Below are 25,670 nucleotides of genomic sequence, written 5' to 3'. Positions count from 1 at the left end.
CGGCTGGCCTAGTAGCGGTCCCCGGCCTGCCAGCGGAACGACAGCATGGCGGCCAGCGCCGACAGCATGGCCAGCACGGCCGCCACGTAGTACACCGACTGCGGCCCCGCCCGCTCCCACCATTGCGCCAGGAACAGGCCGCCCAGCGAGCCGCCGATGCCGTACGACAGGCTCATGTACAGCGCCTGCCCGCGCGCCTGCAGCGGCCCGGAGAACCAGCGCTGCAAGGTCATCACCGACGACGAATGATGCAGCGCGAAAGTGGCCGCGTGCATGACCTGCGCCACGATCAGCAGCCACAGCACGTGCGGGCCGAAGCCTATCATCAGGAAGCGCACGACGGCCACGCCCAGGGTCAGGTACATCATGCGCATCGCGCCCCAGCGGCGGAACAGCGGCGCCTGGAAATAGAACAGCAGCACCTCGGCCAGCACGCCCAGCGACCACATGGCGCCGATCACGGTCTTGCTGTAGCCGTTGCGCTCCAGGTACAGCGAATAAAAGGTGTACAGCGAGGCATGGGCCGACACCATCAGCGCGGTCGACAGGAAGAAGGCGATCACCTGGCGCCGGCGCAGCAGCGTAAACACCGGCAACGGCGGCTCCTTGTGCGCGCGGCGCGGCACGTCGCGCAGGCGGAAGGCGGCGCCTATCGTCAGCACCAGCAGCAGCGCCGCCACCCACGGCAGCGTGACGATGCCGTAGTGCTCCAGCGCGTACGAGGCCAGCGTCACCGAGACGATGAAGCCGATCGAGCCCCACATGCGGATGCGGCCGTAATAGGTCAGGTCGCCCTTCATCTCGGACAGCATCAGCGCTTCGCAGATCGGCGCCTGGCCGCTGGTGAACAGGTTCAGCACGATCATCGCCAGCATGAAGTGGCCGAAGGTGGCGCCAAAGAAGAAGCCGGAAAAGCCGATCAGCGCGGCGAAGCCGGCCATGCGCAGCACCAGCACGCGGCGGTCGTAGTGGTCGGCGACGTAGCCCCAGACGTTGGGGCCGACGATGCGCAGCACCTGGATCATCGACATCAGCACGCCGATCTGCGCCACCGTCATGCCCTTGTCGGCAAAGAACAGTGTGGCGTAGGTGCTCCAGGTTCCCGCGTGTGCGTAGTAGCAGAAGAGGAATAAGGCGAAGCTGAAGGCTTGTACCGGCACCGCTTACAGAGCGATGTTGGGGGTCGAGACCTTGACGTCGCCGCATTGGGCGCGGTGCATCAGCGCATGGTCCATCAGCACCAGCGCCAGCATCGCCTCGGCGATCGGCGTGGCGCGGATGCCGACGCAGGGGTCGTGGCGGCCGAAGGTTTCCACCATCACCGGATTGCCTTCCTTGTCGATCGAGTGGCGCGGCGTGCGGATCGACGAGGTCGGCTTGATGGCGATCGATACCGTGATGTCCTGGCCGGTCGAGATGCCGCCCAGCACGCCGCCGGCGTTGTTGCCGATGAAGCCGGTCGGGGTCAGCTCGTCGCCGTGTTCGGTGCCCTTCTGCGCCACCGCCTTGAAGCCGGCGCCGATTTCCACGCCCTTGACGGCGTTGATGCCCATCATCGCGTAGGCGATGTCGGCGTCGAGCTTGTCGTAGATCGGCTGGCCCAGGCCGACCGGGATGTTCTGCGCGATGACGTCGATGCGGGCGCCGATCGAGTCGCCCGCCTTGCGCAGCTCGTCCATGGCCGCTTCCATGCGGGCGATCAGGTCGGCGTCGCCGGTGGCGGCGAAGAACGGGTTGTCCTGCGTGTGGCTCCAGTCCTGGAACGGCACGGCGATGTCGCCCAGCTGGCTCATGCAGCCCTTGAACACGGTGCCGTATTGCTGGTTCAGCCACTTCTTGGCGATCGCCGCCGCGCCCACCACGGGCGCCGTCAGGCGCGCCGACGAACGGCCGCCGCCGCGCGGGTCCCGTACGCCGTATTTGTGCCAATAGGTGTAATCTGCGTGCCCGGGGCGGAAACTTTCTGCAATGTTGCCGTAGTCCTTGCTGCGCTGGTCTTCGTTGCGGATCAGCAGCGCGATCGGCGTGCCGGTGGTCACGCCCTGGTAGACGCCGGACAGGATTTCCACCGTATCCGACTCCTGGCGCTGCGTCACATGGCGCGATGTACCCGGTTTGCGACGGTCCAGTTCAGGCTGGATATCCGCTTCCGACAAAGGCAATCCCGGTGGGCAGCCATCGATCACACAACCAATCGCGGGACCGTGCGACTCACCAAAGGTGGTAACTGAAAACAATTTGCCAAATGTATTGCCGGACATAAGAAGAGAATCTTTGGAAAAAGGTGGAAAGTTCCTAATTCTACCAGCCCGCCGCGCCCCGCGTCCCGCTGGCGTAACAATTTCTAATGGACAAGTTTCCATTGGCAAAATATCATGTTTCAATCGAAAGCCCACAACACGGCCTCCTCAGCCCCCGAAATCTGCGTTCTTTTTAACAATTCGCTATATACTTGACTCAAGAACACCGAGAAATCCTGGAGAAGCTACACATGCCCCCACCGATCACACCCCTTGAGCACTCCAAGGATGATCAAGACGATCTGGTATTCTTAGAAGAGCATCCGACGGCGCCTGCGACTGCCGGTACCCGCCACGTATGGCGGGTAATGATTATCGATGACGACGAAGACGTCCACTCGACCACCACCTTCGCGCTCGGCAACCTCGACATGCAGCAGCGCCCGCTGGAATTCGTCCATGCGTATTCGGCCGGCCAGGCACGCGAACTGCTGAAACACGAGGCGGAAATCGCCGTCATCCTGCTCGACGTGGTGATGGAACAGGACGACGCCGGCCTGCATCTGGTGCGCTACATCCGCGAAACGCTGAAACTGGTCGACGTGCGCATCATCCTGCGCACCGGCCAGCCCGGCTACGCGCCGGAAATCGACGCCATCCGCGATTTCGACATCAACGACTACAAGACCAAGTCCGAGCTGACCCGCATCAAGCTGTTCACCACGGTCACGGCGGCGATCCGCTCGTACGAGCAGATCCGCAAGATCAACGACAGCCGCCGCGGCCTCAATCAGATCGTCCACGCCAGCACCCAGCTGATGACCCTGCACGGCGTGCAGAACTTCGCCGCCGGCGTGCTGGCGCAGATCACCGACCTGCTGGGCCAGGACGGCAACGGCGTGCTGTGCGTGCAGGAATGCCCGGAAGACGGCTGCCACGAACTGATGGTGATGGCCACCGTCGGCGCCTGCCGCCGGCTGGACGGCATGACCCTGACCGCCCAGGACGAGCCGCGCATCCACGACGCGATGGAACTGGCGCTGGCGCAGCGGCGCAACCTGTACGGTCCGGACTTCGTCACCCTGTACTTCGCCGGCAAGGCCTCGCGCGACTTCGTCGCCTTCCTCGAGGTCAGCCGCGCGCCGACCGAGATCGACGAGCGCCTGCTGGAAGTGTTCTGCAGCAACGTGGCGGTCGGCCTGGACAACGTCGAGCTGGTCACGCACCTGCACAACGCCGCCTTCTACGATCAATTGTCCAAGCTGCCCAACCGCACCCGCCTGGTCGAGATCCTCGACGCCACGCTGGCCGGCCCGGCGCGCGACGACGCCACGCTGTCGCTGGTCGACCTCGACCACTTCGCCGAGACCAACGACGCGCTGGGCCACCAGTTCGGCGACATGCTGCTGGTCGCCGTGGCCGGACGTCTGCAGTCGGAACTGGGCGGCCAGCTGACGGTGGCGCGCATCGGCGGCGACATCTTCTGCGTGCTGGGCGACTCGTCGCAGGTCAACCCGGCCAAGATCCTGGCGCTGTTCCAGCGCCCGTACAGCATCGACGGCCAGGACGTGCAGCTGTCGGCCACGCTGGGCCTGGTGCGCCTGGGCGAGCACGAAGGCAGCGGCGCCGACGCGCTCAAGGATGCCGACATCGCGCTGAAGCGCGCCAAGTCGCAGCAGCGCGCCGGCCACTTCTACTTCTCGCGCTCGATGGGCGTCGAGATCCGCGAGCGGGTGCGCATGATGCACGCGCTGCGCACCGCCTTCGGCCAGAACCAGCTGTTCGTGGTCTACCAGCCGCAGATCGACCTGGCCACGCGCCGGCCGGTGGGCGCCGAGGCGCTGCTGCGCTGGCAGACGCCGGACGGCAAGTTCATCTCGCCGGACCGCTTCATTCCGATCGCCGAGTACTCGGGCCTGATCATCGACCTGGGCGAATGGGTGATGCGCACCGCCTGCCGCGAGCTGGTCGACCTGCGCAAGGCCGGCCATGACGATTTCATGATGTCGATCAACGTCTCGCAGGTGCAGTTCCGCCATCCGCACTTCCTCGACATGCTGCGCAGGGCGCTCGAGGACACGGGCGCGCCGCCGGAATTCGTCGAACTGGAAATCACCGAGTCGATGGCGATGGAAGAGCCGGACATGCTGATCAAGATGCTGGGCCAGATCAAGCAGACCGGCGTCAGCATCGCGATCGACGATTTCGGCACCGGCTTCTCGTCGCTGTCCTACCTGCAGCGGCTGCAGATCGACCGTCTGAAGATAGACCGCGCCTTCGTCACCGAAATCACCGGCTCCGCGCGCGGCAGCAGCATTGCCGAGATGGTGATACAGCTGGGCCGCAACCTGGGCCTGGCGGTGATCGCCGAAGGGGTGGAAGATGAGCGCCAGGCGCAGATCCTGCAGGCGCTGGGCTGCCCGCTGGCGCAAGGCTTCCTGTTCGCGCGGCCGATGACGGCATCGGCGCTGAACGGCTGGCTCAGTAACGACACGCTGGAAAAAGGCGTGGCCTGAAAGGGAACGCGAAAAACAACAACGCCATGTGCGCCGCGGCGGCCTTGACCGCCGCGGCGCACATGGCGTTTTTTGTTTAGTCGGTCGCCTGATCGGCCGTCTCGGCCGGCCAATCGCGGATATAGGCTTTCAGCATGCGGTTCTCGAAGCTCTGCGCTTCCAGCACGGCGCGCGCCACGTCGTAGAACGAGATCACGCCGAGGATGGTCTTGGCGTTCATCACCGGCAGGTAGCGCGCATGCTTCTCCAGCATGATGCGGCGCACCTCGTTGACTTCGGTATCCGGGGTGACGGTGATCGGATGGTCGTCCATATGCTTGCGCACGGTGCCGGCGCCTACCGTGCCGCCGTTTTCGTGCAAGGCGCGCAGCACCTCGCGGAAGGTCAGCATGCCGGCCAGATCGCCAAACTCCATGACCACCAGCGAGCCGATGTCCTTCTCCGCCATGGTATTGGCGGCATCCACCAAAGGCTGGTCCGGAGAAATCGTGTAAAGAATGCTGCCTTTAACCTGAAGAATTTCGGAGACTTTCATTTTGGGCCGTCCTGTCCGCTGATATAGGCTCTGTGAATGGGGGTTCTAGTTATTGTAGCCTTATAGCGAATGTAGCGTATGCCCGGAGAAAAATCCAGCGCTCTGGATAAGCAAAACGCAACATTTTTGCAGTGCTGTTGCCACGGCGCGATTCGGGGTAGGATGCGCGGCATACTTATAACTCTACAGAGACAATATGAGCGGACCCAAATACCCCGGTTTCGATACGCTGTCGCTGCACGCCGGATCGTCACCCGACCCGGCCACCGGTGCGCGCGCCACGCCTATCCATTTCACCTCGTCGTTCGCGTTCAAGGACTCGGACCACGCGGCCTCGCTGTTCAATATGGAGCGCGCCGGCCACGTCTACTCGCGCATCTCCAACCCGACCAACGCGGTGCTGGAGGAACGCATCGCCGCGCTGGAAGGCGGCGTGGCCGGCATCGCCACGGCCAGCGGCCAGGCCGCGATGCATCTCGGCCTGGCCACCATCGCCGGCGCCGGCTCACACATCGTCGCCTCGCGCGCGCTGTACGGCGGCTCGCACAATATGCTGGCCTACACGCTCAAGCGCTTCGGCATCGACACCACCTTCGTCGATCCGCGCGACCTCGACGCCTGGCGCGCCGCGATCCGGCCCAACACCAAGGTGCTGTTTGCCGAAACGCTGGGCAATCCGGGGCTGGACGTGCTCGATATCGGCGCCGTATCGGCCATCGCCCATGAGCAGCACCTGCCGCTGATGCTGGATTCCACCTTCACCACGCCCTACCTGCTGAAGCCTTTCGAGCACGGCGCCGACCTGGTGTTCCACTCGGCGACCAAGTTCCTGTGCGGGCACGGCACCGCCATCGGCGGGCTGCTGGTGGACGGCGGCACCTTCGACTGGCAGGCCGCCTACGACAAGACCGGCCGCTTTGCGGAGCTGTGCGAGCCGTACGACGGCTTCCACGGCATGGTGTTTGCCGAAGAGTCGACCGTGGCGCCGTTCGCGCTGCGCGCGCGGCGCGAGGGCCTGCGCGACTTCGGCGCCGTCATGAGCCCGCACAACGCCTTCGCCGTGCTGCAGGGCATGGAGACGCTGAGCCTGCGCATGGACCGCCACGTCGCCAACACGCGCAAGGTGGTCGAGTTCCTGCTGTCGAATCCCGCCGTGGAATCGGTGTCGTATCCCGAACTGCCGTCGCACCCTGACTACGAACTGGCCAAGCGCCTGCTGCCCAAAGGCTGCGGCGCCGTGTTCTCGTTCAGCCTGAAGGGCGACCGCGCCGCCGGCCGCCGCTTCGTCGACGCGCTGAAGGTGTTCTCGCACCTGGCCAACGTCGGCGACGCCAAGTCGCTGGTGATCCATCCGGCGTCCACCACGCACTTCCGCATTCCGGCCGAGCAGCTGGCGGCGGCAGGCATTACCGAGGGCACGATGCGGCTGTCGGTCGGGCTGGAAGACGTGGATGACCTGATCGAAGACCTGGCGCGCGGCCTGAAGCTGTCGCAGAAGGGAGCCTGAGATGCTGCTGACCGTACAAGGCGTGGACGCCTATTGCTACACCGGCGGCAAGCCGTTCAACCCGGCGCTGCCGACCGCGGTCTTCATCCACGGCGCGCAAAACGATCACTCGGTGTGGGCGCTGCAGACCCGTTATTTCGCCCATCACGGCTATGGCGTGCTGGCGGTCGACCTGCCGGGCCACGGCCGCAGCCAGGGCGCGGCCAAGGCCAGCGTGGCCGAGCAGGCGGACTGGCTGCTGCAGGTGCTGGACGCGGCCGGCGTCCGGAAGGCCGCGCTGTTCGGCCACAGCATGGGCTCATTGATCGCGCTGGAAGCGTCGCACCAGGCGTCGGAGCGCGTGACGCACCTGGGCATGATAGGTTCGACTTATCCGATGAAAGTGTCGGACGCGCTGCTGGAAACCGCGCGCAGCGATGAGCAGAGCGCCATCGACATGGTCAACATCTGGTCGCACTCGTCGATCGCGCACAAGCCCTCTTGTCCGGGACCGGGCTTCAGCGTCATGGGCGGCGCGCGCCGGCTGATGCAGCGCCTCTCGCAGATCAATCCGCAGCAGGTGTTCTACACGGACTTCTCTGCCTGTAACGCCTATGCCAACGGCGAGGCGGCGGCGCAGGCGGTGCGCTGCCCTACCCTGTTCCTGTTCGGCGCCCGCGACATGATGACGCCGCCCAAGTCCACCAGGCTGCTGACATCGACCATCAAGCACTGCAAGGTAGTGACGGTGGACAGCGGCCACTCGCTGATGAGCGAGCAGCCGGACGCGGTGCTGGATGCGCTGTTCAGTTTTGCGGGAACTTGAAGCGGATGATGCGGTTCGCTTCTTGCATCGCGAAGCCACGATAACGGTCCAGGGTTTAGCGGCAGTCGATGGGACCGAAATGGTCGGCCAGCGTCTTGGACAGGCCGTTTTCGACGGCGGTTTCCACCTCGCGCGCCAGTTGCGCCGCGTCGCGGGCGGCTTGCCGGTCGCGCTCATCGTCGCTGTCGGTCACCACGCCGGCGTTGATCGGCATGCCGGAGAAGACGAACAGGCGGTAGACCTCGGCCAGCGTCAGCCTCTCGACGTTGGCCAGGATGACCCAGTGGTCGCCGCCATCGCTGACGCGCTTGCCCCACTGGACCCGCGACGGCGCCTCGACCTTGACCCGCCCCACCCAGCCCTCGGCCATCATCCGCTCAAGCAGCATGTCCATCTCGTCGAAGCCCAGGCGGGTGCGCGCGCGTATCGTGCCGGCGCTGACCAGCGCCGTGTCGCCGCATTTGCAGGCCACGTGCAGCACTTTCAGGATCGCCATCGCGTCGACGAATTCTCCGCCCGGCTGCGCCTCGTGCCACCAGCGCTCGTACTTCACCACCGGCAGCGCGGCCACCAGCAGCGCGCCGAACAGCGTGATCATCCACGACACGTACACCCACAGCAGGAACAGCGGCAAGGCCGCCAGCGCGCCGTAGATCTTCGAATAGGTCGGAAACTGCGTGATGAAAATCGCGAAGCCGCGCTTGGCCACCTCGAACGCCAGGCCCGCCACCAAGCCGCCCCAGGCCGCGTCCTGCCAGTCGACGTCGCGGTTCGGCACCGCCACGTACAGCAGCGTGAAGCCGGCCGTGGTCAGCGCCAGCGACAGGATGGTGTAGATCAGCACGCCGATCACCGGCACGTCGCCGACCAGGGTGCTGGTGGCCATGAACACCTGCGACGACAGCGTCAGCGACACGCCGATCAGCAAGGGACCGAGCGTGACGATGGCCCAGTAGACCAGGATCCGCTTGCTCCAGCGGCGCTCGTCGCGCACGCGCCAGATGCGGTTGAACACGCGCTCGATCAGGTTCATCATCGCGATCGACGTGAAAATCAGCGCCACCGCACCCACCGCCGACAGCCGCGTGGCCTTCGAGGCGAACATGGTCAGGTAGTTCAGGATGGTGGAGGAAATCGACTTCGGCATGACGCTCTGCACGAAGTAGGCTTCCAGCGAGCTGCGGAAGGAATTAAACAGCGGGAACGTGGTGAAAATCGCCAGCGCGATGGTCAGCAGCGGCACCAAGGCGAACACCGTGGTAAAAGTGAGACTGCCCGCCACTTGCGGCAGGCTTTCCTCGCGCAGGCGGCGTTGAGCAAATAAAAACAGGTCGCGCACTTCGGGCCAGGACAGCGAACGCACCGTCGCGATACCGCTGCGGCAGCGGCGGAACAGATAATGTAAAACCGGATGAATATATTTTTCGTACATGAGCGATAATCGAAATACAAGAGTGACAACGATGCCACCCGCTAAAGCGCCCTATAATACCGCTGATGAACCAACCTAATCTGATTATTCTCGTTTTGTTCTACTCGCGCCATGGCGCCACGCGCAAACTGGCCGAACTGATCGCCCAGGGCATCGAGAGCGTGCCGGGCTGCGACGCGCGCCTGCGCACGGTTCCCGCCGTGTCGACCGTGGCGGAGGCCACCGAACCGGAGGTGCCGGCCGACGGCGCGCCGTATGTGGAGCTGGACGACCTGAGCGAGTGCGCCGGCATCGCCGTCGGCTCGCCTACGCGCTTTGGCAATATGGCCTCGGCCATGAAGTATTTTTGGGACGGCACCGCCACCCAATGGCTGTCCGGCACGTTGGCCGGCAAGCCAGCCTGCGTGTTCACCTCGACCGGCAGCCTGCACGGCGGCCAGGAATCGACGCTGCTGTCGATGATGATACCGCTGTTCCACCACGGCCTGATGGTGCTCGGCCTGCCCTACACCCATCCGGAACTGATGACGACGTCCAGCGGCGGCACGCCGTACGGCGCCAGCCACTGGTCCGGCCTTGATGGCAAGAAGACCATCACCGAAGATGAAAAACGCCTGGCCGTCGCGCTGGGCAGGCGCCTGGCCGAAACGGCCGTCAAACTGCGCGCCGTCGCTTGAACGGGGACGCAACATGGAAAACTCAATGCAAAAATATTTTCACTGGGGCGCCATCGGCAGCCTGGTGACGCTGATAGTCTGGTGCGTGCTGTGGGAGATGGTGCTGGCGCCGCTGCACCCGGGCGGTTCGTGGCTGGTGCTGAAGGCCTTGCCGCTGCTGCTGCCGCTGTACGGCGTCTGGAAGCGCGACATCTACACGCTGCAGTGGACCTCGATGATGATACTGCTGTACTTCACCGAGGGCGTGGTGCGCGGCTGGAGCGACAAGGGCAACCTGTCCGCCTGGCTGGGCTGGGGCGAGGCGCTGATCGTCTGCGTCTACTTCGTCTGCGCCGTCATGTACCTGCGTCCATATAAGAAGGCGGCGAAGAAGCTGGCCAAGGAATTGCTCGACAAGGTGAAGGTCACCACCGTCAAATGAAGGACTTCCTGACGCACTGCCGTTCGTTGCTGGGCGACGCCTGGGTGCTCGACACGCCCGCCGACATGGCGCCGTTCCTGACCGACTGGCGCGGCCGCTTTACCGGCAGCGCGCTGGCCGTGCTGCGGCCGGCGTCGGTGGACCAGGTTGCGGCGCTGGTGCGCGCCTGCGCGCAGTGGCGCGTCGCATTGGTGCCGCAGGGCGGCAATACGGGACTGGTGCTGGGCAGCGTGCCCGATGCCAGCGGCACGGCGGTCGTGCTGTCGCTGGCCCGGCTCAACGCCATCCGCTCGGTCGATGCCGTCAACCGCACGATGACCGTGGATGCGGGCTGCGTCCTCCAGCAGGTGCAGGAAGCCGCTGCCGCCGCGGGCTGCCTGTTCCCTTTGTCGCTGGCGGCCGAAGGCAGCTGCACGATAGGCGGCAACCTGTCCACCAATGCCGGCGGCACGGCGGTTCTCCGCTACGGCAACACGCGCGAACTATGCCTCGGGCTGGAGGTCGTCACGCCGCAGGGCGAGGTGTGGAGCGGCTTGCGCGGCCTGCGCAAGGACAATACCGGCTACGATCTGCGCGACCTGTTCATCGGCGCGGAAGGCACGCTGGGCATCGTCACCGGCGCGGTGCTCAAACTGTACCCGCAGCCCAAGGCCAGCATCACGGCGCTGGCCGCACTGCCCTCGCCCGCCCACGCGCTGCAATTACTGAACCTGATGCAGGACCACTGCGGCTCCAGCCTGACCGGCTTCGAGTTGATGTCGCGCTTTTGCCTGGAATTGGTGGCGCAGCAGTTCCCGTCGCTGCCGAAGCCGTTCTCGGCGCCGCATCCGCAGTACGTGCTGCTGGAGCTGTCGAGCAGCGAATCGGAAGACCATGCGGTGGGCTTGCTGGAACGGGCCATCGGCGCGGCGCTCGACCGCGACGTCATCAGCGACGCCGTGGTGGCGACGTCGGTGGCGCAATCGGCCGGTCTGTGGCAGCTGCGCGAGCATATCCCGCTGGCGCAGGCCAAGGCCGGCAAGAACATCAAGCACGATATCTCGCTGCCGGTATCGAGCATCGCGGACTTCATCGCGGCCACCGGGCCGTTGCTGGAAGCGGCCTTCCCTGGCTGCCAGCTGGTGTGCTTCGGCCATCTGGGCGACGGCAACCTGCATTACAACGTGGCGCCGCCGGCCGGCATCTCCAACGAGGATTTCCTCGCCAACCAGGACAAGGTCAATCGCGTCGTGCATGACAGCGTGGTGGGTTTTGGCGGCTCGATTTCGGCGGAACACGGCATCGGTGCGTTGAAGCGCGACGAGCTGGCCCACTATAAATCAGCGGTGGAACTGAACATGATGCGGGCCATCAAAACGGCGCTGGATCCACTGGGTATCATGAATCCCGGGAAAATCCTTTGAAGGGAGCTGCCATGAAATTCGCTATCGCGGCCGTGCTGTGCGCGGCGTCCCTGACGGCGCACGCCCAGGACGTCCACAAATGCACCGTGGATGGAAAAGTCAGCTACAGCGACGTGCCTTGTCCCGCAAGCGCGGCGTCGGCCACGACCTTGCAGGTGCCGCCGGCGCCGGTGGTGGATCCCGCGGCGGCGCGCGACCTGGCGCGGCAAGGCAAGGAAGCCGCGGCCCTGGAAAAGGAGCGCCATCAGCGTGAAGACAAGGACGCGCGCGAAGCCGACAAGTCCGCGCAGGCGGCCGCCGTACAGCGCAAGAAATGCGGCAAGCTCAAATTGAACAAGCGATGGGCCGACGACGACGTACTCCGCGCCACCGCCGTCAATCTCGATAACGCCAAGTTGCGCGCCAAGCGCGCCGGCGACACGCTGGCGCTGGAGTGTCCCAAGTAATGTCCGGATTGATGCCTGCAAATACTCGCCTGTCACGCTGGCTGCTGCTTGGCGAGTGGCGCGCGCATCCCGTGCGGGCATTGGTGGCGATAGCCGCCATCGCCATCGGCATCTCGCTGGGCTTCGCCATCCACCTGATCAACGCCGCCGCGTTCAACGAGTTCTCGTCCGCCATCAAGGGCCTGTCTGGCGTCGCCGACGTGCAGGTGCGCGGCACCGAACCGTTTTTCGATGAAACCATCTATCCGCTGCTGGCGCAACGCGACGGCGTGGCTGTGGCCTCACCGGTGCTGGAGTTCGACGCTTCCGTGCCCGGCGAACGCACCGCCCTGAAGATTCTGGCCGTGGATGCCTTCCGCGCCGGCTTCATCTCGCCCGACCTGGTGGGCGCTCCCGCCGAAGACAAGGTGGACGACCTGTTGGCCGACGACGCCATCTTCCTGTCGCCCGCGGCACTGCAATGGCTCAAGGCCGCGGATGGCGCGCCGCTGACGCTGCAGGTCGGCGTCGGCCAGTTGCATCTTCGCGTGGCAGGGCCGCTGCAACGCGCCCGCGCCGGGCAGCGCGTTGGCGTGATGGATCTCGGCGCCGCGCAATGGCGCTTCAACAAACTGGGCCAGCTGTCGCGCGTCGACCTCAAGCTGCGCAGCGGCGTCAATCGGGACGCCTTCAAGGCGCAACTGGAACAGCAACTGCAGCGCGACTATCCGGGCCGCTTCCGCGTCAACCAGCCCAACGACGAAGAACAGAACAGCCGCAACGAAGGCATGAGCCGCGCCTACCGCGTCAACCTGACGGTACTGGCGCTGGTCGCGCTGTTCACCGGCGCCTTCCTGGTTTTCTCCACGCAGGCGCTGTCGGTGATCCGCCGCCGCAGCCAGTTCGCGCTGCTGCGCGTGCTCGGCATGGATCGCAAGCACCTGCTGCGCCAGATCATGATCGAGGGCCTGAGCCTCGGCGTAGCCGGATCGGCGATCGGCATCGCCGCCGGCTACGGCATGGCGGCGGCCGCGTTGCACTTCATGGGCGCCGACCTGGGTGCGGGATTCTTCTCCGGCGTGAGGCCGGAAGTCCAGTTCACGCCGGTCGCTGCGATGGTCTATTTCGCGCTTGGCGTCGCCGTCGCGCTGCTGGGCTGCGCCGCGCCCGCGCTGGACGCGGCACGCGCCAAGCCTGCCGTCGCGCTCAAATCCGGCACCGAGGAAGCGGCGATGTCGCACCTGTCGCGCGCCTGGCCATCGCTGGCATGCATCGCGCTGGCGACGCTGTTAACGCAGGCGCCGCCGGTATTCGAGCTGCCGCTGTTCGGCTACCTGTCGATCGCCCTGCTGCTGATCGGCAGCATCGCCCTGATGCCCCGCCTTGCAGCCATCGTGTTCCGCGCGGCCCATCTGCGCTGGAGCGCGGCCAACGCCAACAGGCCGGGTGCGTCGCCGGTGCTGACGCTGACATTGTCACGCCTGGCCAACGCATCCAGCCAAGCCGGCATCGCGCTGGGCGGCGTGCTGTCGAGTTTCAGCTTGATGGTGGCGATGGCCATCATGGTCGCTAGCTTCCGCGTGTCGCTGGACGACTGGCTGCTGCACATCTTGCCGGCCGATATCTACGTCAGCACCACCAGCGGCGGCACCACTGCCGGATTGCGTCCGCAGGAACAAGCCGCCATCGCCGCCCTGCCCGGCGTGGCCAGCGCCGACTTCCTGCGCGTGCGGGCGATCTCGCTGGCCGCCGCCCGTCCACCGGTCGCGCTGATGGCGCGCAACGTGGACGCCGCCGATCCCGGCAAATCGCTGGCCATCGTCGGCGCGACGCAAGTGCCGGGGCCTGACGCTCCGCCGCCGGTGTGGGTATCGGAAGCGATGGTGGATTTGTACGACATGCATGTCGGCCAGCGCATCGACCTGCCGCTGAACGGCAAGCTGCATGCGTTCCAGGTGGCCGGCGTCTGGCGCGACTATGCGCGGCCGACCGGTACCATCCAGATGCGGCTGAGCGACTACCGCGCCATCACCGGCGACCAGGACGCCAGCAATGCCGCGCTGTGGCTCAAGCCGGGCGCCAAGCCCGCCGACACCACGCAGGCCTTGAAGCGGCTGCCGTTTGCGGCCTCGCTGGAAACCAGCGCGCCGTCCGAGATCCGCGCCATGAGCATGAAGATATTCGACCGCAGCTTCGCCATCACCTACCTGCTGGAGGCGATCGCCATCGTGATCGGCCTGTTCGGCGTGGCGGCGACGTTCTCGGCGCAGACGCTGGCGCGGTCCAAGGAGTTCGGCATGCTGCGGCACGTCGGCGTCACCCGCCGCCAGATCCTGTCGATACTGGCGATCGAGGGCGGCGCGCTGACGGCGCTTGGCATCGGCACCGGCTTCGTGCTGGGCTGGGTCATCAGCCTGATCCTGGTCTTTATCGTCAACCCGCAATCGTTCCACTGGACCATGCAGTTGCACCTGCCATGGCCGCTGCTGGGCACCGTGGCCGGCCTGCTGCTGGCCGCCGCCGCGCTGACTGCGCTGCTGGCGGGCCGCCAATCGCTGTCGGGCGGACCGATACGCGCAGTCAGGGAGGACTGGTAATGCTCAGCCGTATTCGCAAATGGGCCGTCGCCGCTCTGGTCCTGCCGTTGCTGGCCGCCGCCCCGGCCCGATCCGCCGCGCCGGAATTCAAGACCGTCGTTCCGCTGGCGGCTGGCGCCGCGCTGCGCTTCCCCGCAGACTTCGGCGCCCACCCCGACTACAAGACCGAATGGTGGTACGTCACCGGCTGGCTGAACACGGCCGATGGCAAGCCGCTCGGCTTCCAGGTCACCTTCTTCCGCAGCGCCACCGGGCATGACCTTGCCAATCCCAGCCAGTTCGCACCCAAGCAGCTGATCATCGGCCATGCCGCCGTGTCCGATCCGGCCAACGGCAAGCTGCTGCACGACCAGCGCAGCGCGCGCGAAGGCTTCGGCCTGTCCTACGCCAAGGTCGGCGACACCGACGTCAAGCTAGAAGACTGGCGCATGATGCGCGCCGCCGACGGCAGCTACCAGGTGCATCTCGACGCCGCCGAATTCAAGCTGGACCTGAAGCTGGCACCGTCGCAGCCGGTGCTGCTGCAAGGGGAACAAGGGTATTCGCGCAAAGGACCGCAACCACGGCAAAGCAGCTACTACTACAGCGAGCCGCAACTGACCACCAGCGGGACGGTGACCCGCGCCGGCAAGGCCGTCGCCGTCAGCGGCGCCAGCTGGCTCGATCACGAATGGTCCAGCCAGGCCCTCGATCCGGCAGCCAGCGGCTGGGACTGGGTGGGCGCCAACCTGGCCGACGGCGGCGCGCTGATGGCTTTCCAGGTCCGCAGCAAGACAGGTGCTAAACTATGGGCGCACGCGACATGGCGCGATGCATCCGGTAAGATCACGCAGTTCTCGCCGGACCAGGTCAGTTTTACCCCGCAAAGGCGGTGGCGTTCGCCCCGCACCAATGCCGAGTATCCGGTCGCGACGCAGCTCACCACAGGCAGCACGGTCTGGCGGATCGTCCCCTTGCAGGACGACCAGGAGCTGGACTCGCGCCGCTCGACCGGCGCCGTTTATTGGGAGGGCGCCGTCACGCTTGAGCGCGACGGCAAGCCGGCCGGGCGCGCCTACCTGGAAATGACGGGTTACGTCCGGCCGATGAAACTGTAAAAGATGAAACTGTAAAATATAGCGCTACCCGAATCGTCAACAAAGAATACTTACAAACCGCAGCCACACGATGACCAACAGCACCACCGCCAGCACCCCGTCCGCAACCGCCCCCAACACCGCCAGGGAAGCCAAGAAAGGCAGCCTCGCCACCTTGCGCGGGCTGACGCCTTTCCTGCTGCCGTACAAGCGCCAATTCGTCATGGCCGGCATCGCGCTGGTGGTCGCCGCCTGCGCCACGCTGGCGATCCCCGCCGCCTTCAAGCAAATGATCGACCTGGGCTTCGGCGGCACCGGCGCCAAGAGCATCAAGCACGTGGACCTGGTGTTCCTGGCGCTGTTCGCGGTCGCCACCGTGCTGGCGTTGGCCACGGCGGCGCGCTTCTATACCGTCTCCTGGCTGGGCGAGCGCGTCACCGCCGACATCCGCAGCGCGGTGTACGACCACGTCGTCACCCAGAGCCCGGAGTTCTTCGAGACCACGCAGACCGGCGAGGTCCTGTCGCGCATCACCACCGACACCACGCTGATCCAGGCGGTCGTCGGCACCAGCATCTCGATGGCGCTGCGTAACGTGCTGCTGTTCATCGGCGGCCTGGTGATGCTGTTCGTGACCAGCGCCAAGCTGTCGGCCATCATCATCGGCCTGCTGATCCTGACCGTGCTGCCGATCGTGATGTTCGGCCGCCGCGTGCGCAAGCTGTCGCGCGATTCGCAGGACCGCATCGCCGACGCCTCGGCCATGGCAGGCGAAATCCTCAACGCCATGCCGACGGTGCAGGCGTTCACGCACGAAAAAATCGAATCGACCCGCTTCGGCGCCTCGGTCGAAGGCGCGTTCGGCACCGCCATGCGCCGCATCCGCGCGCGCGCGCTGCTGACCATGATCGCCATCGTGCTGGTGTTCGGCACCATCGTCTTCGTGCTGTGGCTGGGCGCGCACGCCGTGCTGGCCGGCTCGATGACCGGGGGCGACCTGGGCCAGTTCATCCTTTACGCCTCCATCGTCGCCGGCGCCATTGGCGCGCTGTCCGAAGTGATGGGCGAAGCGCAGCGCGCCGCCGGCGCCACCGAGCGCCTGCTGGAACTGATGTCGGTCAAATCGAATATCCAGTCGCCGGCCCAGCCGCTGGCGTTGCCGCCGCGCGCCGCCAACGGCGCCGCACTGAGCCTGCACGACGTGACCTTCTCCTATCCTTCGCGCCCCGATACGGCGGCGCTGGGCCACCTGTCGCTGGACATCAAGCCGGGTGAAACGGTGGCCGTGGTCGGTCCTTCCGGCGCCGGCAAGACCACGCTGTTCCAGCTGTTCCTGCGCTTCTACGATCCGCAGAGCGGCAGCATCAAGCTCGATGGCGTGGACATCACCCAGCTCGAGCTGCACACGCTGCGCGGCGCCATCGGTATCGTGCCGCAGGATACGGTGATCTTCTCGGCCGACGCGATGGAAAACATCCGCTATGGCCGCGCCGGCGCCACCGACGCCGAGGTGATCCAGGCGGCCAAGCTGGCCGCCGCCCATGAATTCATCGAGCGTCTGCCGCAGGGCTACCAGTCCTTCCTGGGCGAGCGCGGCGTGCGCCTGTCCGGCGGCCAGCGCCAGCGCATCGCGATCGCGCGGGCCTTGCTGAAAAATCCGCCTTTGCTGCTGCTGGACGAAGCGACCAGCGCGCTGGATGCGGAATCCGAGCGCCTGGTGCAAAAAGCGCTGGAAGCGGCGATGGTCGGCCGCACCACGGTCATCATCGCGCACCGCCTGGCGACAGTGCAGCGCGCCGACCGTATCATCGTCATGGAAGACGGCCAGATTGTGGAAACCGGCACCCACGCGTCGCTGGTGGCGCTGGGCGGCATTTACGCCAACCTGGCGGCGCTGCAGTTCCACAACGTCCACATCGAGCACCAGCCGCATTAATCAACGCGTTAATCAAATCATAAGCACGGCCGGCGCAACTGGCCTTAGCATCGGGTTATCTTAATTTTAAGGGAACGCCATGCTGGACAACCTTGCGCGCACTATCCTGCAGACGGCCTGGCACTACCTGGTGGTGGTCGGCGTCTTCACCGCGCTCTGGCTGTGGTGGCGCTTCCGGCCGGGCCGCCGGCAGCGCCTGCAAGCGAAGGCGATCGGCGTTCCGCAGATCCGGCGCGAAGTCCTGACCTCCATCGTCAGCATCGCGGTGCTCGGCAGCGTGATGCCGGTCGCCTTCGCGCTGGGCCTGGGCCGACATACCCACTTCTACCAAAGCGTGCACGCCTACGGTCGGGGATGGGGCTTTATCGCCGCCGTGGTCGTGCTGATGATGCTCATCCAGGATACCTGGTTCTACTGGACGCACCGGCTGATGCACCACCGCCGGCTGTTTCGCTGGACGCACCGCACCCACCACCTGTCCACCAACACCAGCCCCTGGTCCACCTACTCGATCAGCCCGCTGGAAGCGGTGATCGACAGCGGCGCCAGCATTGTGATGCTGCTGCTGTTGCCGGTGACGTTCTGGTCGCTGTTCATCTTCATGTGGCTCAATACGATCTTCGCGGTGTACACGCATCTGGGCTACGAGCTGTTCCCGCGCGCACTGTCGCGGCACTGGCTGGGCCGGTGGATCAACACCTCCACGGCGCACAACACACACCACGCGCGGGGCCGCTACAACTATGGCTGGTACTTCCTGTTCTGGGACCGGATGATGGGCACCCTGTCGCCGGATTATGATGAACACTATCGCAAAGCCGGTTTTTTGGCCGCCGAGGCAAAAAGCCGGTAACATTCTCTCTTTCAGGAGAACGCCTTGACCGACGCCGAACTGCGGCTCAGCTGCACAACCCATCTTCCAGGCCATCGCCAGCCGTCGCCCGCCCAGCTGTTTGCGGCGATGTCGGCATGGTGCGAGGCCAACGGCGTGGCGCACGACACCTACGGCAACGGCCCGCTGATCCAGCAATTCGAGCAGAAGGTGGCCGGCTTGCTGGGCTTCGAGGCGGCGCTTTTCTGCATCACCGGCACGATGGCGCAGGCGACTGCGCTGCGCATCGCCTGCGCGGAACGCGGCAGCAAGCTGGTGGCGCTGCATCCGACGTCGCACATCCTGCGCCACGAGCGCGGCAACCACCAGCTGTTCGACCATTTTCACGCGCTGCAGATCGGCGACCAGCACCGTCCGTGGACGCTCGAGGAGCTGAAAGGCATCCCGGACAAACTGGGCGCGGCCACGCTGGAACTGCCGATGCGCGAAATCGGCGGCCAGTGCCCGAGCTGGGACGAGCTGGCGGCGATCAAGGCTTACTGCCGCGAGAGGGCCATCCACCTGCACCTGGACGGCGCCCGCCTGTGGGAAACCGCCGCATACGGCCGCCCCGCCGCCGAGATCGCGGCCGGCTTCGATACGGTCTACGTCTCGATGTACAAAGGCATAGGCGGCATGGGCGGCGCCATGCTGCTGGGCAGCGCGGATTTCGTGGCCAAGGCGCAGGAGTGGTTCCGCCGCCAGGGCGGCAACGTCTACCAGCGCACGCCGTACGTGGTGGCGGCGGCGATGCAGTTCGATGCGCGGCTGAAGGCAATGCCCGACTACTTCCGCCGCACGCGGTGGCTGTACGAGCAGTTGCGCGACTTTCCGCTGCTGGTGCCGAATCCGGCACAGCCGCAGGCCAGCATGCTGCACCTGCATCTGCCGGTCAGCCGCGAGCGCGCCAACGAACTCCGCAACAGCATCGCCGAGCGCCATGGCGTGTGGCTGTTTAACGCCGCCAGCCACGCCGCGCTGCCCGGCCGCAGCTCGGTGGAGCTCTACATCGGCGACAACCTGCTGAACATGCCGGACGACCGCGTGCGTGAAATCCTGGCCTTGTGGTCCGCAGCGCTCGTCAACTAATTTCGCACAAGCCGGGCCAACCGGCTACACTGCGCCCTCTTTTCGTTTTACTGCACATACCATGACTTTCCAAGCCCTCGGCCTGATCGACCCCATACAGCGCACGCTGGACACGCTGGGCTACAAGCAGCCTACGCCCGTCCAGAAGCAAGCCATTCCCGCAGTGCTGGCGGGTCGCGACCTGATGGCGGCGGCGCAAACCGGCACCGGCAAGACCGCCGGCTTCGCCCTGCCCATCCTGCAGCGCCTGACCATGGACGGCGTGACCGAGCCGAAAGCCGTGCGCTGCCTGGTGCTGGTGCCGACGCGCGAGCTGGCCGAGCAGGTCTACGAAAGCTTCCGCACCTATGGCGGCAACCTGCCGCTGAAGTCCGCCGTGGCCTATGGCGGCGTGCCGATCGAACCGCAGATCACCAAGCTGCGCAAGGGCCTGGACGTGCTGGTGGCGACGCCGGGCCGCCTGATCGACCTGCACGACCAGGGCGCGATCAGCTTCACGCTGCTGCAAACGCTGGTGCTGGACGAGGCGGACCGCATGCTGGACCTCGGCTTCGAGCGTGACCTGGACATCCTGCTGGCGGCGCTGCCGAAGAAGCGCCAGACCTTGCTGTTCTCGGCCACGTTCTCGGACGAGATCCGCAAGCTGGCCGGCGGTATGCTGAAAGACCCGGTATCGGTGCAGGTCAGCGCCGGCAATACCGCGACCAAGACCGTCAGGCAGTGGCTGATCCCGACCGACAAGCGCCGCAAGCCCGAGCTGCTGCTGCATTTGCTGAACAAGCTCCAATGGGGCCAGGTACTGGTATTCGTCAAGACCCGCAAAGGCGTTGAAACGCTGGTCAAGACCTTGCAGGAGCACGGCATTTCGGCCGACTCCATCCACGGCGACAAGACGCAGCCGGCACGCCTGAAGGCGCTGGCCCGCTTCAAGAAGGCCGAGGTGCAGCTGCTGGTGGCCACCGACGTGGCCGCGCGCGGGCTGGATATCGAGGCGCTGCCGCAGGTGGTGAACTTCGATCTGCCGACCGTGGCGGAGGATTACATCCACCGTATCGGCCGCACCGGCCGTGCCGGCATGGAAGGCGAAGCGGTGTCGCTGGTGTGTGCCGACGAGGTCGAGCTGCTGAAGGCGATCGAAACGTTGACCCGCCAGGTCATCGCACGCCAGGAAGAACCGGGCTTCGAGGCCGACCACCGCGTGCCGGAGACCGGCCCCAAAGGCGCCGCCATCGCCGCAGCCAGGAAGATGGCGGCCGAGGCGCCGGCCAAAAAGAAACGCCCGTTCACCGGACCTGCCGGCGGCAAGCCTGCGCCGGTCGCAAACGCCGCAGCGGGCGCCAAGGCGGCTGTGGCGGCGCGCCCCGCAGGCGGCGACGCGTCGCTGGGCACCTGGATACCGCCCGCGCCATCGGGCAAGCCGGCTGGCGGCGCACGCTCCGCCGGTGGCGGCAAATCCGCCCAAGGCCGCATCTACGGGGGTGGCGGCAAGCCGGCCGCAGCACCGAAAGGCGCCGTGGTCGTCACCGGCGGCCGCGGCGCCAAATCGCTGGCGCGCGCCGCCGGCAAGGCCACCGCCCAGCCGGGCGGACGCAAAGGCAAGCCGGGCGGACGCTGACTGCCGGGGGCCTGATAAAATAGCTGTCTTTCGCGCCCCGCACACGTTGGAGAATTGAATGCAGCAATACCAGGAACTGATCCAGACCGTCCTCGACACCGGCAGCTGGCAAAACAACCGCACCGGCATCCGCACGCTGAGCGTGCCGGGCGCGATGATGCGCTTCGACCTGTTGAACGACGGTTTTCCTGCCGTGACGACCAAGAAGCTGGCATTCAAGTCCGTGGTCGGCGAACTGTGCGCGTTCCTGCGCGCCTCCCGCAGCGCCGCCGACTTCCGCGCGCTGGGCTGCAAGGTCTGGGACCAGAACGCCAACGAGAACAAGCAATGGCTGGACAATCCCTACCGCCTCGGCGAGGACGACCTCGGCCCGGTCTACGGCGTGCAGTGGCGCCAATGGCCGGGTTTCAAGCTGATCGCCGTCGACCAGCCGGCGCAAATCGCCGACGCGCAGAAGAACGGCTTCCGCCTGATTTCGCAAATCGAGGATGAAGGCGTGACCAAGGTCCTGCTGCACAAGGCCATCGACCAGCTGCGCGAGTGCCTGGACACCATCGTCAACAATCCGTCCAGCCGCCGCATCCTGTTCCACGGCTGGAATCCGGCGGTGCTGGACTCGGTCGCGCTGCCGGCCTGCCATCTGCTGTACCAGTTCATTCCCAATCCGGCCACGCGCGAGCTGTCGATGTGTCTCTACGTACGTTCGAACGACCTTGGTCTGGGCACGCCGTTCAACCTGGCCGAAGGCGCCGCGCTGATGCACCTGGTCGGCCGCCTGACCGGCTACACGCCGCGCTGGTTCACCTACTTCATCGGCGACGCCCATATCTATGAAAACCACATGGACATGGTCAAGGAACAGCTGACCCGCACGCCGTTCCCTGCGCCGCGCTTCATCATCTCCGACCGCGTGCCGGATTTCGCCAAGACCGGCAAGTACGAGCCGGAATGGCTGGAAAAGGTCGAGCCGTCCGACTTCTCGCTGGAAGGCTACCAGCACCACGCGCCGATCACCGCGCCGATGGCGGTATGACGCGGCTGGACTTCATCCCCGGCACCTTGTGCGACGAGAGGATGTGGTCCCGCCTGACGCCGCTGCTGGGCGGCGGTTTCGAATTCAATCACGTTCCGCTGCACAAGGCGCGCACGCGTCCCCAGATGCAGCAGCTGATTTCGGCGCATAGCGCGCCGTCCGCCCATCTGGTGGCGTTCTCGCTGGGGGCCTACCTGGCGATTGAACACGTGCTGGCGCATCCGGAGCGGGTCCAGTCGCTGGTGCTGATCGCCAATTCCGCCCGTGGGCTGAGCGACGCTGAAATCCAGACCCGCCGGCGCATCATCCCCATGTTGGAGCGCAATGCCTACAGCGGCATGACGCGCCAGCGTCTGCGCGAAGTGCTGCATCCGGACCACTTCGAAGACCAGTCCATCGTCGACGTCATCCAGCAGATGGCGCTGGACCTGGGCAAGGACGTGCTGCTGGCGCAGTTCACCGCCTCCATGGAGCGCCCCGACCTGATGGACCGGCTATCGGAGATCGCCTGCCCGGTCCTGATCGTCGGCGCGGAAGGCGACCAACTGGTGGATGCCGCCATCCTGCGCGACATGCACGCCCGCCTGCCCCACGCCCGCTTGAGCATGCACGAAGGCAGCGGCCACATGATCCCGCTGGAGATCCCGCAGACGCTGGCCGCCGACATACTGGCCTTCCACGACGCCGCATGAAACGGCTCGCCGTCAGGCCTTGACGATAATCGTGCCGGCCATTTCCTCGTGGCCGCTGCCGCAGAAGTTATCGCACAAGAAGCCGAATTGCCCCACCTGGTCCGGCTTCAATCTCACCTGCACCGGCTTGCCCATCACCAGATCGGCCCGGATCTTGAAGTCCGGCAGGCTGAAGCCGTGCGGGAAGTCCAACGCGGTCAGCTCCAGCACCACCGCCTCGCCCTTCTTCAACTCGATCACATTGGGCGCGAAGCGGAATTTGCGCGCTTCGATCTTGATGACGCGTTCCTTCGCCTTGGCCTGCACCACGCCCAGCACCGCCAGCGCCAGCGGCGCGCTAACCAGCAGCCTTCGTTTTGTCGACACCATGACTTATCCTTTCATCGCAGGGAATTCGGTGATCTGGTAGCCCACGGGCTTCGCTTCCGCTTCCACTTCGCGGAATCCCAGGCCCTTGCCCGGCGCCGCAGGGTCCCATGGCAGCGGCGCGCGGTTGGGCTGCGAACCCGGCGCCGGCAGCGGGAAGATCAGCGACTTGGCCGCGTGATGGGCGATATGGCCGCTCATGTGATGGTTCTCCTGGTGGATATGGCCGTAGAACACGGTCACGTTCGAATATGGCATCAGCAACGCGATGGCCTGCTCGCCGTCGCGCGTGGCCCAGTCCCACTTGGGCGCCAGGTCGAACAGCGGGCGGTGCGTCAGCACGACGATGCGCGCTTCCCTGGCTTGCTTGGCCAGATCCGCCTTCAGCCACGCCAGCTGCGCCTCGCCGATGCGCGCGCCGGGATCGGAGACGTTGTCGAGGGCGATGAAGTGCACGCCCTTGTGGTCGAAGCTGTAGTGCGTCGGTCCGAAGAATTCCTGGAACGCGGCGCCGTTGTCGAGCGAGGCGTCGTGCTCGCCCGCGAGGAAATGCACCGTTTTCACCTTCAGCCCGCCGACGATCTGCTTGAACTCCGCCATGCGCCGGCGGCGCTCGGCAGGATCGTCGGTGGTATGCGTCAGGTCGCCGGTGAAGACGATGAACTCGGGCGGCACCGTTAGCGCGTTGACGCTGTCAACCGCCAGCTTGAGCGTGTTTTGCGCGTCCGGATTGGCCGGCCCCTTGTAGCCCCAGTGCGAATCGGACAGCTGGACGAAGTAAAAATCCTCATAGCCGGTGTCGGCCAGCGCCGTGCCGTACAGGCCGGACATGAAAACGGCGCCCCCGCCGACTGCCGTCAACCGTATAAATCCCCTGCGATCCATCATGATGTGCTCCGTGGTCAGATTGAAAAGACGGCGCCCATGGCATAATCTGCGGGCGTCGCTCGTACCGGCTAAAACCCGGAGCGCAGCGGGATTATTCCCGTTTATTTTTTTATTTTTGAACCGGGAATAAAACCGCATCCCACCGAGTCTTCATCCACTGGATCACTACGATGGACAAGTATTTGGGCGACGACGACAAAACCGCGCGGTTCGAGGCGATGACCATGCCGCACCTGGACGCGGCCTACAACCTGGCCCGCTGGCTGACCCGCAACGAGCACGACGCCGATGATCTGGTGCAGAGCGCCTATCTGCGCGCCTTCCGCTTTGCCGACGGCTTTCGCGGCGGCGACGTGCGCGCATGGCTGCTGACCATCGTGCGCCACACCTATTACACGGCGCTGCGCGACGGCCAGGCCCAGCGCGGCGACGTCAGCTACGACGAGGAACTGCATGGCGACGGCGAGCAGGACGACGACGCCGGCGACCCGGCCGCCATCGCCGCCAGCCGCGACACCTGCCGCACCGTCAACGCCGCGCTGGCGCAGCTGCCGCGGGCGTTCCGCGAGGTGCTGGTACTGAAGGAGATGGACGATCTGTCGTACAAGCAGATCGCGCAAGTAACCGAAACGCCGATCGGCACGGTGATGTCGCGGCTGGCCCGCGCGCGCAAGCTGCTGCTGGCCTACCTGAAGCACGGAGAACAGGATGGACTGTAAGCACAGCCAGGAAATGATGTCGGCCTATCTGGACGCCGAACTCGGCGCGGCCGACCTGCGCCAGATCGAGGGCCATCTGGCGTCGTGCGCCGCCTGCCAGGCCGCGCTGGCGGAACTGCGGGCGCTGCAGGACCAGATCGCGACGCAGGCGACGCGCCACGCCGCGCCCGAACACCTGAAGCACCGCATCCACGCGGCGCTGCAGGCCGAGCGTCCGCGCCAGGCGGATACGCAAGGCCAGCGCAGCCGGCGCGCCTGGCCGTGGGCATGGATCAACCTCGGCCTGGCCGGCGCCGCGACGGCCGCCTTCGCCGTCACGCTGACGCTGTACCTGGGCCAGCCGTCGGCCAACGAGCTGATGGAACAGGAACTGGTCGCCAGCCACTTCCGCGCGCTGATGCCGGACCACCTGGCGGACGTCGCCTCGACCGACCAGCACACGGTCAAGCCCTGGTTCGCCGGCAAGCTCGATTTTTCCCCGCCGGTCTACGACCTGGCGGAGCACGGTTATACGCTGGTCGGCGGCCGGCTGGACTACCTGCAGCGGCGTCCGGTGGCGGCGCTGGTCTACCGCCACCGCCAGCACATCATGAACCTGTACGTCTGGCCCGACGCCGGCGGCCGCGACAGCGCGCCGCGCGCCGGCACGCGCCAGGGCTTCCACCTGCTGCGCTGGTCGCAGGACGGCATGCGGTACTCGGCCGTGTCGGATATGAATCCGCAGGACCTGGCGGAATTCGCCCGCCTGCTGCACGACAAGGTGGCGCAATCGGCCGCCCAATAGCATGGCAATTTGAACGATAATGTTGGCTCTGCATCGGATAGCA

The 25,670-nt window shown here is 65.8% G+C and carries 23 protein-coding genes; 17 read left to right on the top strand and 6 right to left on the bottom strand.

The window, feature by feature from the left end; translation table 11 throughout:
- Positions 1–8: 8 nt before the first annotated feature.
- Together ABWW33_RS01740 and aroC are read right to left on the bottom strand one after the other, a co-directional pair.
- Entirely contained in the window at positions 9–1,160 is a 1,152-nt protein-coding gene (locus ABWW33_RS01740) for an MFS transporter (protein ID WP_353398201.1), read from the bottom strand.
- Between the two features lie 3 nt (positions 1,161–1,163).
- On the bottom strand, positions 1,164–2,261 hold the full coding sequence (gene aroC / locus ABWW33_RS01735) for a chorismate synthase (RefSeq protein WP_353398198.1): 1,098 nt from the start codon (positions 2,259–2,261) through the stop codon (positions 1,164–1,166).
- 230 nt (positions 2,262–2,491) lie between these two features.
- Between aroC and ABWW33_RS01730 the strand changes: the two genes are divergently transcribed.
- Positions 2,492–4,756 carry a putative bifunctional diguanylate cyclase/phosphodiesterase gene (locus ABWW33_RS01730; protein WP_176650499.1) on the top strand — a complete coding sequence of 755 codons (2,265 nt, stop codon included), beginning with the start codon at positions 2,492–2,494 and terminating at the stop codon, positions 4,754–4,756.
- A 76-nt stretch (positions 4,757–4,832) separates the two neighbouring features.
- On the opposite strand, the gene ABWW33_RS01725 is transcribed toward ABWW33_RS01730, so the two are convergent.
- Positions 4,833–5,291 carry a CBS domain-containing protein gene (locus ABWW33_RS01725; RefSeq protein WP_176650498.1) on the bottom strand — a complete coding sequence of 153 codons (459 nt, stop codon included), beginning with the start codon at positions 5,289–5,291 and terminating at the stop codon, positions 4,833–4,835.
- A 196-nt stretch (positions 5,292–5,487) separates the two neighbouring features.
- On the opposite strand from ABWW33_RS01725, the gene ABWW33_RS01720 reads away from it, so the two are divergent.
- Positions 5,488–6,798 (top strand): O-acetylhomoserine aminocarboxypropyltransferase, encoded by a 1,311-nt coding sequence (locus ABWW33_RS01720; RefSeq protein WP_353398194.1) that lies wholly within the window; start codon positions 5,488–5,490, stop codon positions 6,796–6,798.
- 1 nt (position 6,799) lies between these two features.
- Positions 6,800–7,603, top strand: coding sequence for an alpha/beta fold hydrolase (locus tag ABWW33_RS01715; RefSeq protein ID WP_353398191.1), 804 nt, complete (start codon positions 6,800–6,802; stop codon positions 7,601–7,603).
- A gap of 55 nt (positions 7,604–7,658) precedes the next feature.
- On the opposite strand, the gene ABWW33_RS01710 is transcribed toward ABWW33_RS01715, so the two are convergent.
- Positions 7,659–9,035, bottom strand: coding sequence for a YihY family inner membrane protein (locus tag ABWW33_RS01710; protein WP_176650495.1), 1,377 nt, complete (start codon positions 9,033–9,035; stop codon positions 7,659–7,661).
- A gap of 65 nt (positions 9,036–9,100) precedes the next feature.
- Here ABWW33_RS01710 and wrbA point away from each other — a divergent pair, with 65 nt between their 5' ends.
- From wrbA to ABWW33_RS01650, 12 genes are all read left to right on the top strand, one after another.
- Complete coding sequence (wrbA, locus tag ABWW33_RS01705) at positions 9,101–9,712, top strand: NAD(P)H:quinone oxidoreductase (protein WP_176650494.1); 612 nt, start codon at positions 9,101–9,103, stop codon at positions 9,710–9,712.
- Between the two features lie 13 nt (positions 9,713–9,725).
- Positions 9,726–10,133, top strand: a complete 408-nt coding sequence (locus ABWW33_RS01700) for a DUF2069 domain-containing protein (protein WP_176650493.1) — start codon at positions 9,726–9,728, stop codon at positions 10,131–10,133.
- Positions 10,130–11,536 carry an FAD-binding oxidoreductase gene (locus ABWW33_RS01695; RefSeq protein ID WP_353398188.1) on the top strand — a complete coding sequence of 469 codons (1,407 nt, stop codon included), beginning with the start codon at positions 10,130–10,132 and terminating at the stop codon, positions 11,534–11,536. The genes ABWW33_RS01700 and ABWW33_RS01695 overlap by 4 nt, the downstream gene beginning before the upstream one ends.
- An 11-nt stretch (positions 11,537–11,547) precedes the next feature.
- Positions 11,548–11,982 carry a DUF4124 domain-containing protein gene (locus tag ABWW33_RS01690; RefSeq protein WP_353398186.1) on the top strand — a complete coding sequence of 145 codons (435 nt, stop codon included), beginning with the start codon at positions 11,548–11,550 and terminating at the stop codon, positions 11,980–11,982.
- A gap of 11 nt (positions 11,983–11,993) precedes the next feature.
- Complete coding sequence (locus tag ABWW33_RS01685; protein ID WP_353398183.1) at positions 11,994–14,558, top strand: FtsX-like permease family protein; 2,565 nt, start codon at positions 11,994–11,996, stop codon at positions 14,556–14,558.
- Complete coding sequence (locus tag ABWW33_RS01680; RefSeq protein WP_353398181.1) at positions 14,558–15,655, top strand: lipocalin-like domain-containing protein; 1,098 nt, start codon at positions 14,558–14,560, stop codon at positions 15,653–15,655. The genes ABWW33_RS01685 and ABWW33_RS01680 overlap by 1 nt, the downstream gene beginning before the upstream one ends.
- Positions 15,656–15,725: 70 nt before the next feature.
- On the top strand, positions 15,726–17,570 hold the full coding sequence (locus ABWW33_RS01675) for an ABC transporter transmembrane domain-containing protein (protein ID WP_353398178.1): 1,845 nt from the start codon (positions 15,726–15,728) through the stop codon (positions 17,568–17,570).
- A 79-nt stretch (positions 17,571–17,649) separates the two neighbouring features.
- Positions 17,650–18,423, top strand: a complete 774-nt coding sequence (locus ABWW33_RS01670) for a sterol desaturase family protein (RefSeq protein ID WP_353398175.1) — start codon at positions 17,650–17,652, stop codon at positions 18,421–18,423.
- A gap of 24 nt (positions 18,424–18,447) precedes the next feature.
- The gene (locus ABWW33_RS01665; protein WP_353398172.1) at positions 18,448–19,530 is read left to right on the top strand and encodes a threonine aldolase family protein; all 1,083 of its coding nucleotides are present in this window, start codon (positions 18,448–18,450) and stop codon (positions 19,528–19,530) included.
- A gap of 61 nt (positions 19,531–19,591) precedes the next feature.
- Complete coding sequence (locus ABWW33_RS01660) at positions 19,592–21,145, top strand: DEAD/DEAH box helicase (RefSeq protein ID WP_353398169.1); 1,554 nt, start codon at positions 19,592–19,594, stop codon at positions 21,143–21,145.
- A 58-nt stretch (positions 21,146–21,203) separates the two neighbouring features.
- Positions 21,204–22,178, top strand: a complete 975-nt coding sequence (locus tag ABWW33_RS01655; RefSeq protein WP_353398166.1) for a thymidylate synthase — start codon at positions 21,204–21,206, stop codon at positions 22,176–22,178.
- Positions 22,175–22,870, top strand: a complete 696-nt coding sequence (locus ABWW33_RS01650; RefSeq protein ID WP_353398164.1) for an alpha/beta fold hydrolase — start codon at positions 22,175–22,177, stop codon at positions 22,868–22,870. The genes ABWW33_RS01655 and ABWW33_RS01650 overlap by 4 nt, the downstream gene beginning before the upstream one ends.
- 12 nt (positions 22,871–22,882) lie before the next feature.
- Here the strand turns inward: ABWW33_RS01650 and ABWW33_RS01645 are convergent, their stop codons facing one another.
- Entirely contained in the window at positions 22,883–23,239 is a 357-nt protein-coding gene (locus ABWW33_RS01645) for a cupredoxin domain-containing protein (RefSeq protein ID WP_353398161.1), read from the bottom strand.
- A 3-nt stretch (positions 23,240–23,242) separates the two neighbouring features.
- Entirely contained in the window at positions 23,243–24,121 is an 879-nt protein-coding gene (locus tag ABWW33_RS01640; protein WP_353399207.1) for a metallophosphoesterase family protein, read from the bottom strand.
- A 173-nt stretch (positions 24,122–24,294) separates the two neighbouring features.
- On the opposite strand from ABWW33_RS01640, the gene ABWW33_RS01635 reads away from it, so the two are divergent.
- Positions 24,295–24,843 carry a sigma-70 family RNA polymerase sigma factor gene (locus ABWW33_RS01635; RefSeq protein WP_176650481.1) on the top strand — a complete coding sequence of 183 codons (549 nt, stop codon included), beginning with the start codon at positions 24,295–24,297 and terminating at the stop codon, positions 24,841–24,843.
- Positions 24,833–25,627 carry an anti-sigma factor family protein gene (locus ABWW33_RS01630; protein ID WP_353398158.1) on the top strand — a complete coding sequence of 265 codons (795 nt, stop codon included), beginning with the start codon at positions 24,833–24,835 and terminating at the stop codon, positions 25,625–25,627. The genes ABWW33_RS01635 and ABWW33_RS01630 overlap by 11 nt, the downstream gene beginning before the upstream one ends.
- The last annotated feature ends 43 nt before the right edge of the window (positions 25,628–25,670 follow it).

Origin of the sequence: Duganella hordei, assembly GCF_040369125.1 — a bacterium.
Taxonomy (GTDB): Bacteria; Pseudomonadota; Gammaproteobacteria; order Burkholderiales; family Burkholderiaceae_D; genus Rugamonas; species Rugamonas hordei.
The sequence above is the reverse complement of the archived record's forward strand: the minus strand, read 5'-3'. Positions and strand labels throughout refer to the sequence as shown.

Excerpts from the sequence above, each read along its gene's own strand:
- ABWW33_RS01720 (WP_353398194.1), top strand. The coding sequence starts at position 5,488 with ATGAGCGGACCCAAATACCCCGGTTTCGATACGCTGTCGCTGCACGCC.
- ABWW33_RS01730 (WP_176650499.1), top strand. The coding sequence starts at position 2,492 with ATGCCCCCACCGATCACACCCCTTGAGCACTCCAAGGATGATCAAGAC.
- aroC (WP_353398198.1), bottom strand. The coding sequence starts at position 2,261 with ATGTCCGGCAATACATTTGGCAAATTGTTTTCAGTTACCACCTTTGGT.
- ABWW33_RS01700 (WP_176650493.1), top strand. The coding sequence starts at position 9,726 with ATGGAAAACTCAATGCAAAAATATTTTCACTGGGGCGCCATCGGCAGC.
- ABWW33_RS01650 (WP_353398164.1), top strand. The coding sequence starts at position 22,175 with ATGACGCGGCTGGACTTCATCCCCGGCACCTTGTGCGACGAGAGGATG.
- ABWW33_RS01660 (WP_353398169.1), top strand. The coding sequence starts at position 19,592 with ATGACTTTCCAAGCCCTCGGCCTGATCGACCCCATACAGCGCACGCTG.
- ABWW33_RS01640 (WP_353399207.1), bottom strand. The coding sequence starts at position 24,121 with ATGGATCGCAGGGGATTTATACGGTTGACGGCAGTCGGCGGGGGCGCC.
- ABWW33_RS01630 (WP_353398158.1), top strand. The coding sequence starts at position 24,833 with ATGGACTGTAAGCACAGCCAGGAAATGATGTCGGCCTATCTGGACGCC.
- ABWW33_RS01725 (WP_176650498.1), bottom strand. The coding sequence starts at position 5,291 with ATGAAAGTCTCCGAAATTCTTCAGGTTAAAGGCAGCATTCTTTACACG.
- ABWW33_RS01685 (WP_353398183.1), top strand. The coding sequence starts at position 11,994 with ATGCCTGCAAATACTCGCCTGTCACGCTGGCTGCTGCTTGGCGAGTGG.
- ABWW33_RS01655 (WP_353398166.1), top strand. The coding sequence starts at position 21,204 with ATGCAGCAATACCAGGAACTGATCCAGACCGTCCTCGACACCGGCAGC.
- ABWW33_RS01690 (WP_353398186.1), top strand. The coding sequence starts at position 11,548 with ATGAAATTCGCTATCGCGGCCGTGCTGTGCGCGGCGTCCCTGACGGCG.
- ABWW33_RS01635 (WP_176650481.1), top strand. The coding sequence starts at position 24,295 with ATGGACAAGTATTTGGGCGACGACGACAAAACCGCGCGGTTCGAGGCG.
- wrbA (WP_176650494.1), top strand. The coding sequence starts at position 9,101 with ATGAACCAACCTAATCTGATTATTCTCGTTTTGTTCTACTCGCGCCAT.
- ABWW33_RS01695 (WP_353398188.1), top strand. The coding sequence starts at position 10,130 with ATGAAGGACTTCCTGACGCACTGCCGTTCGTTGCTGGGCGACGCCTGG.
- ABWW33_RS01715 (WP_353398191.1), top strand. The coding sequence starts at position 6,800 with ATGCTGCTGACCGTACAAGGCGTGGACGCCTATTGCTACACCGGCGGC.
- ABWW33_RS01675 (WP_353398178.1), top strand. The coding sequence starts at position 15,726 with ATGACCAACAGCACCACCGCCAGCACCCCGTCCGCAACCGCCCCCAAC.
- ABWW33_RS01670 (WP_353398175.1), top strand. The coding sequence starts at position 17,650 with ATGCTGGACAACCTTGCGCGCACTATCCTGCAGACGGCCTGGCACTAC.
- ABWW33_RS01710 (WP_176650495.1), bottom strand. The coding sequence starts at position 9,035 with ATGTACGAAAAATATATTCATCCGGTTTTACATTATCTGTTCCGCCGC.
- ABWW33_RS01680 (WP_353398181.1), top strand. The coding sequence starts at position 14,558 with ATGCTCAGCCGTATTCGCAAATGGGCCGTCGCCGCTCTGGTCCTGCCG.
- ABWW33_RS01645 (WP_353398161.1), bottom strand. The coding sequence starts at position 23,239 with ATGGTGTCGACAAAACGAAGGCTGCTGGTTAGCGCGCCGCTGGCGCTG.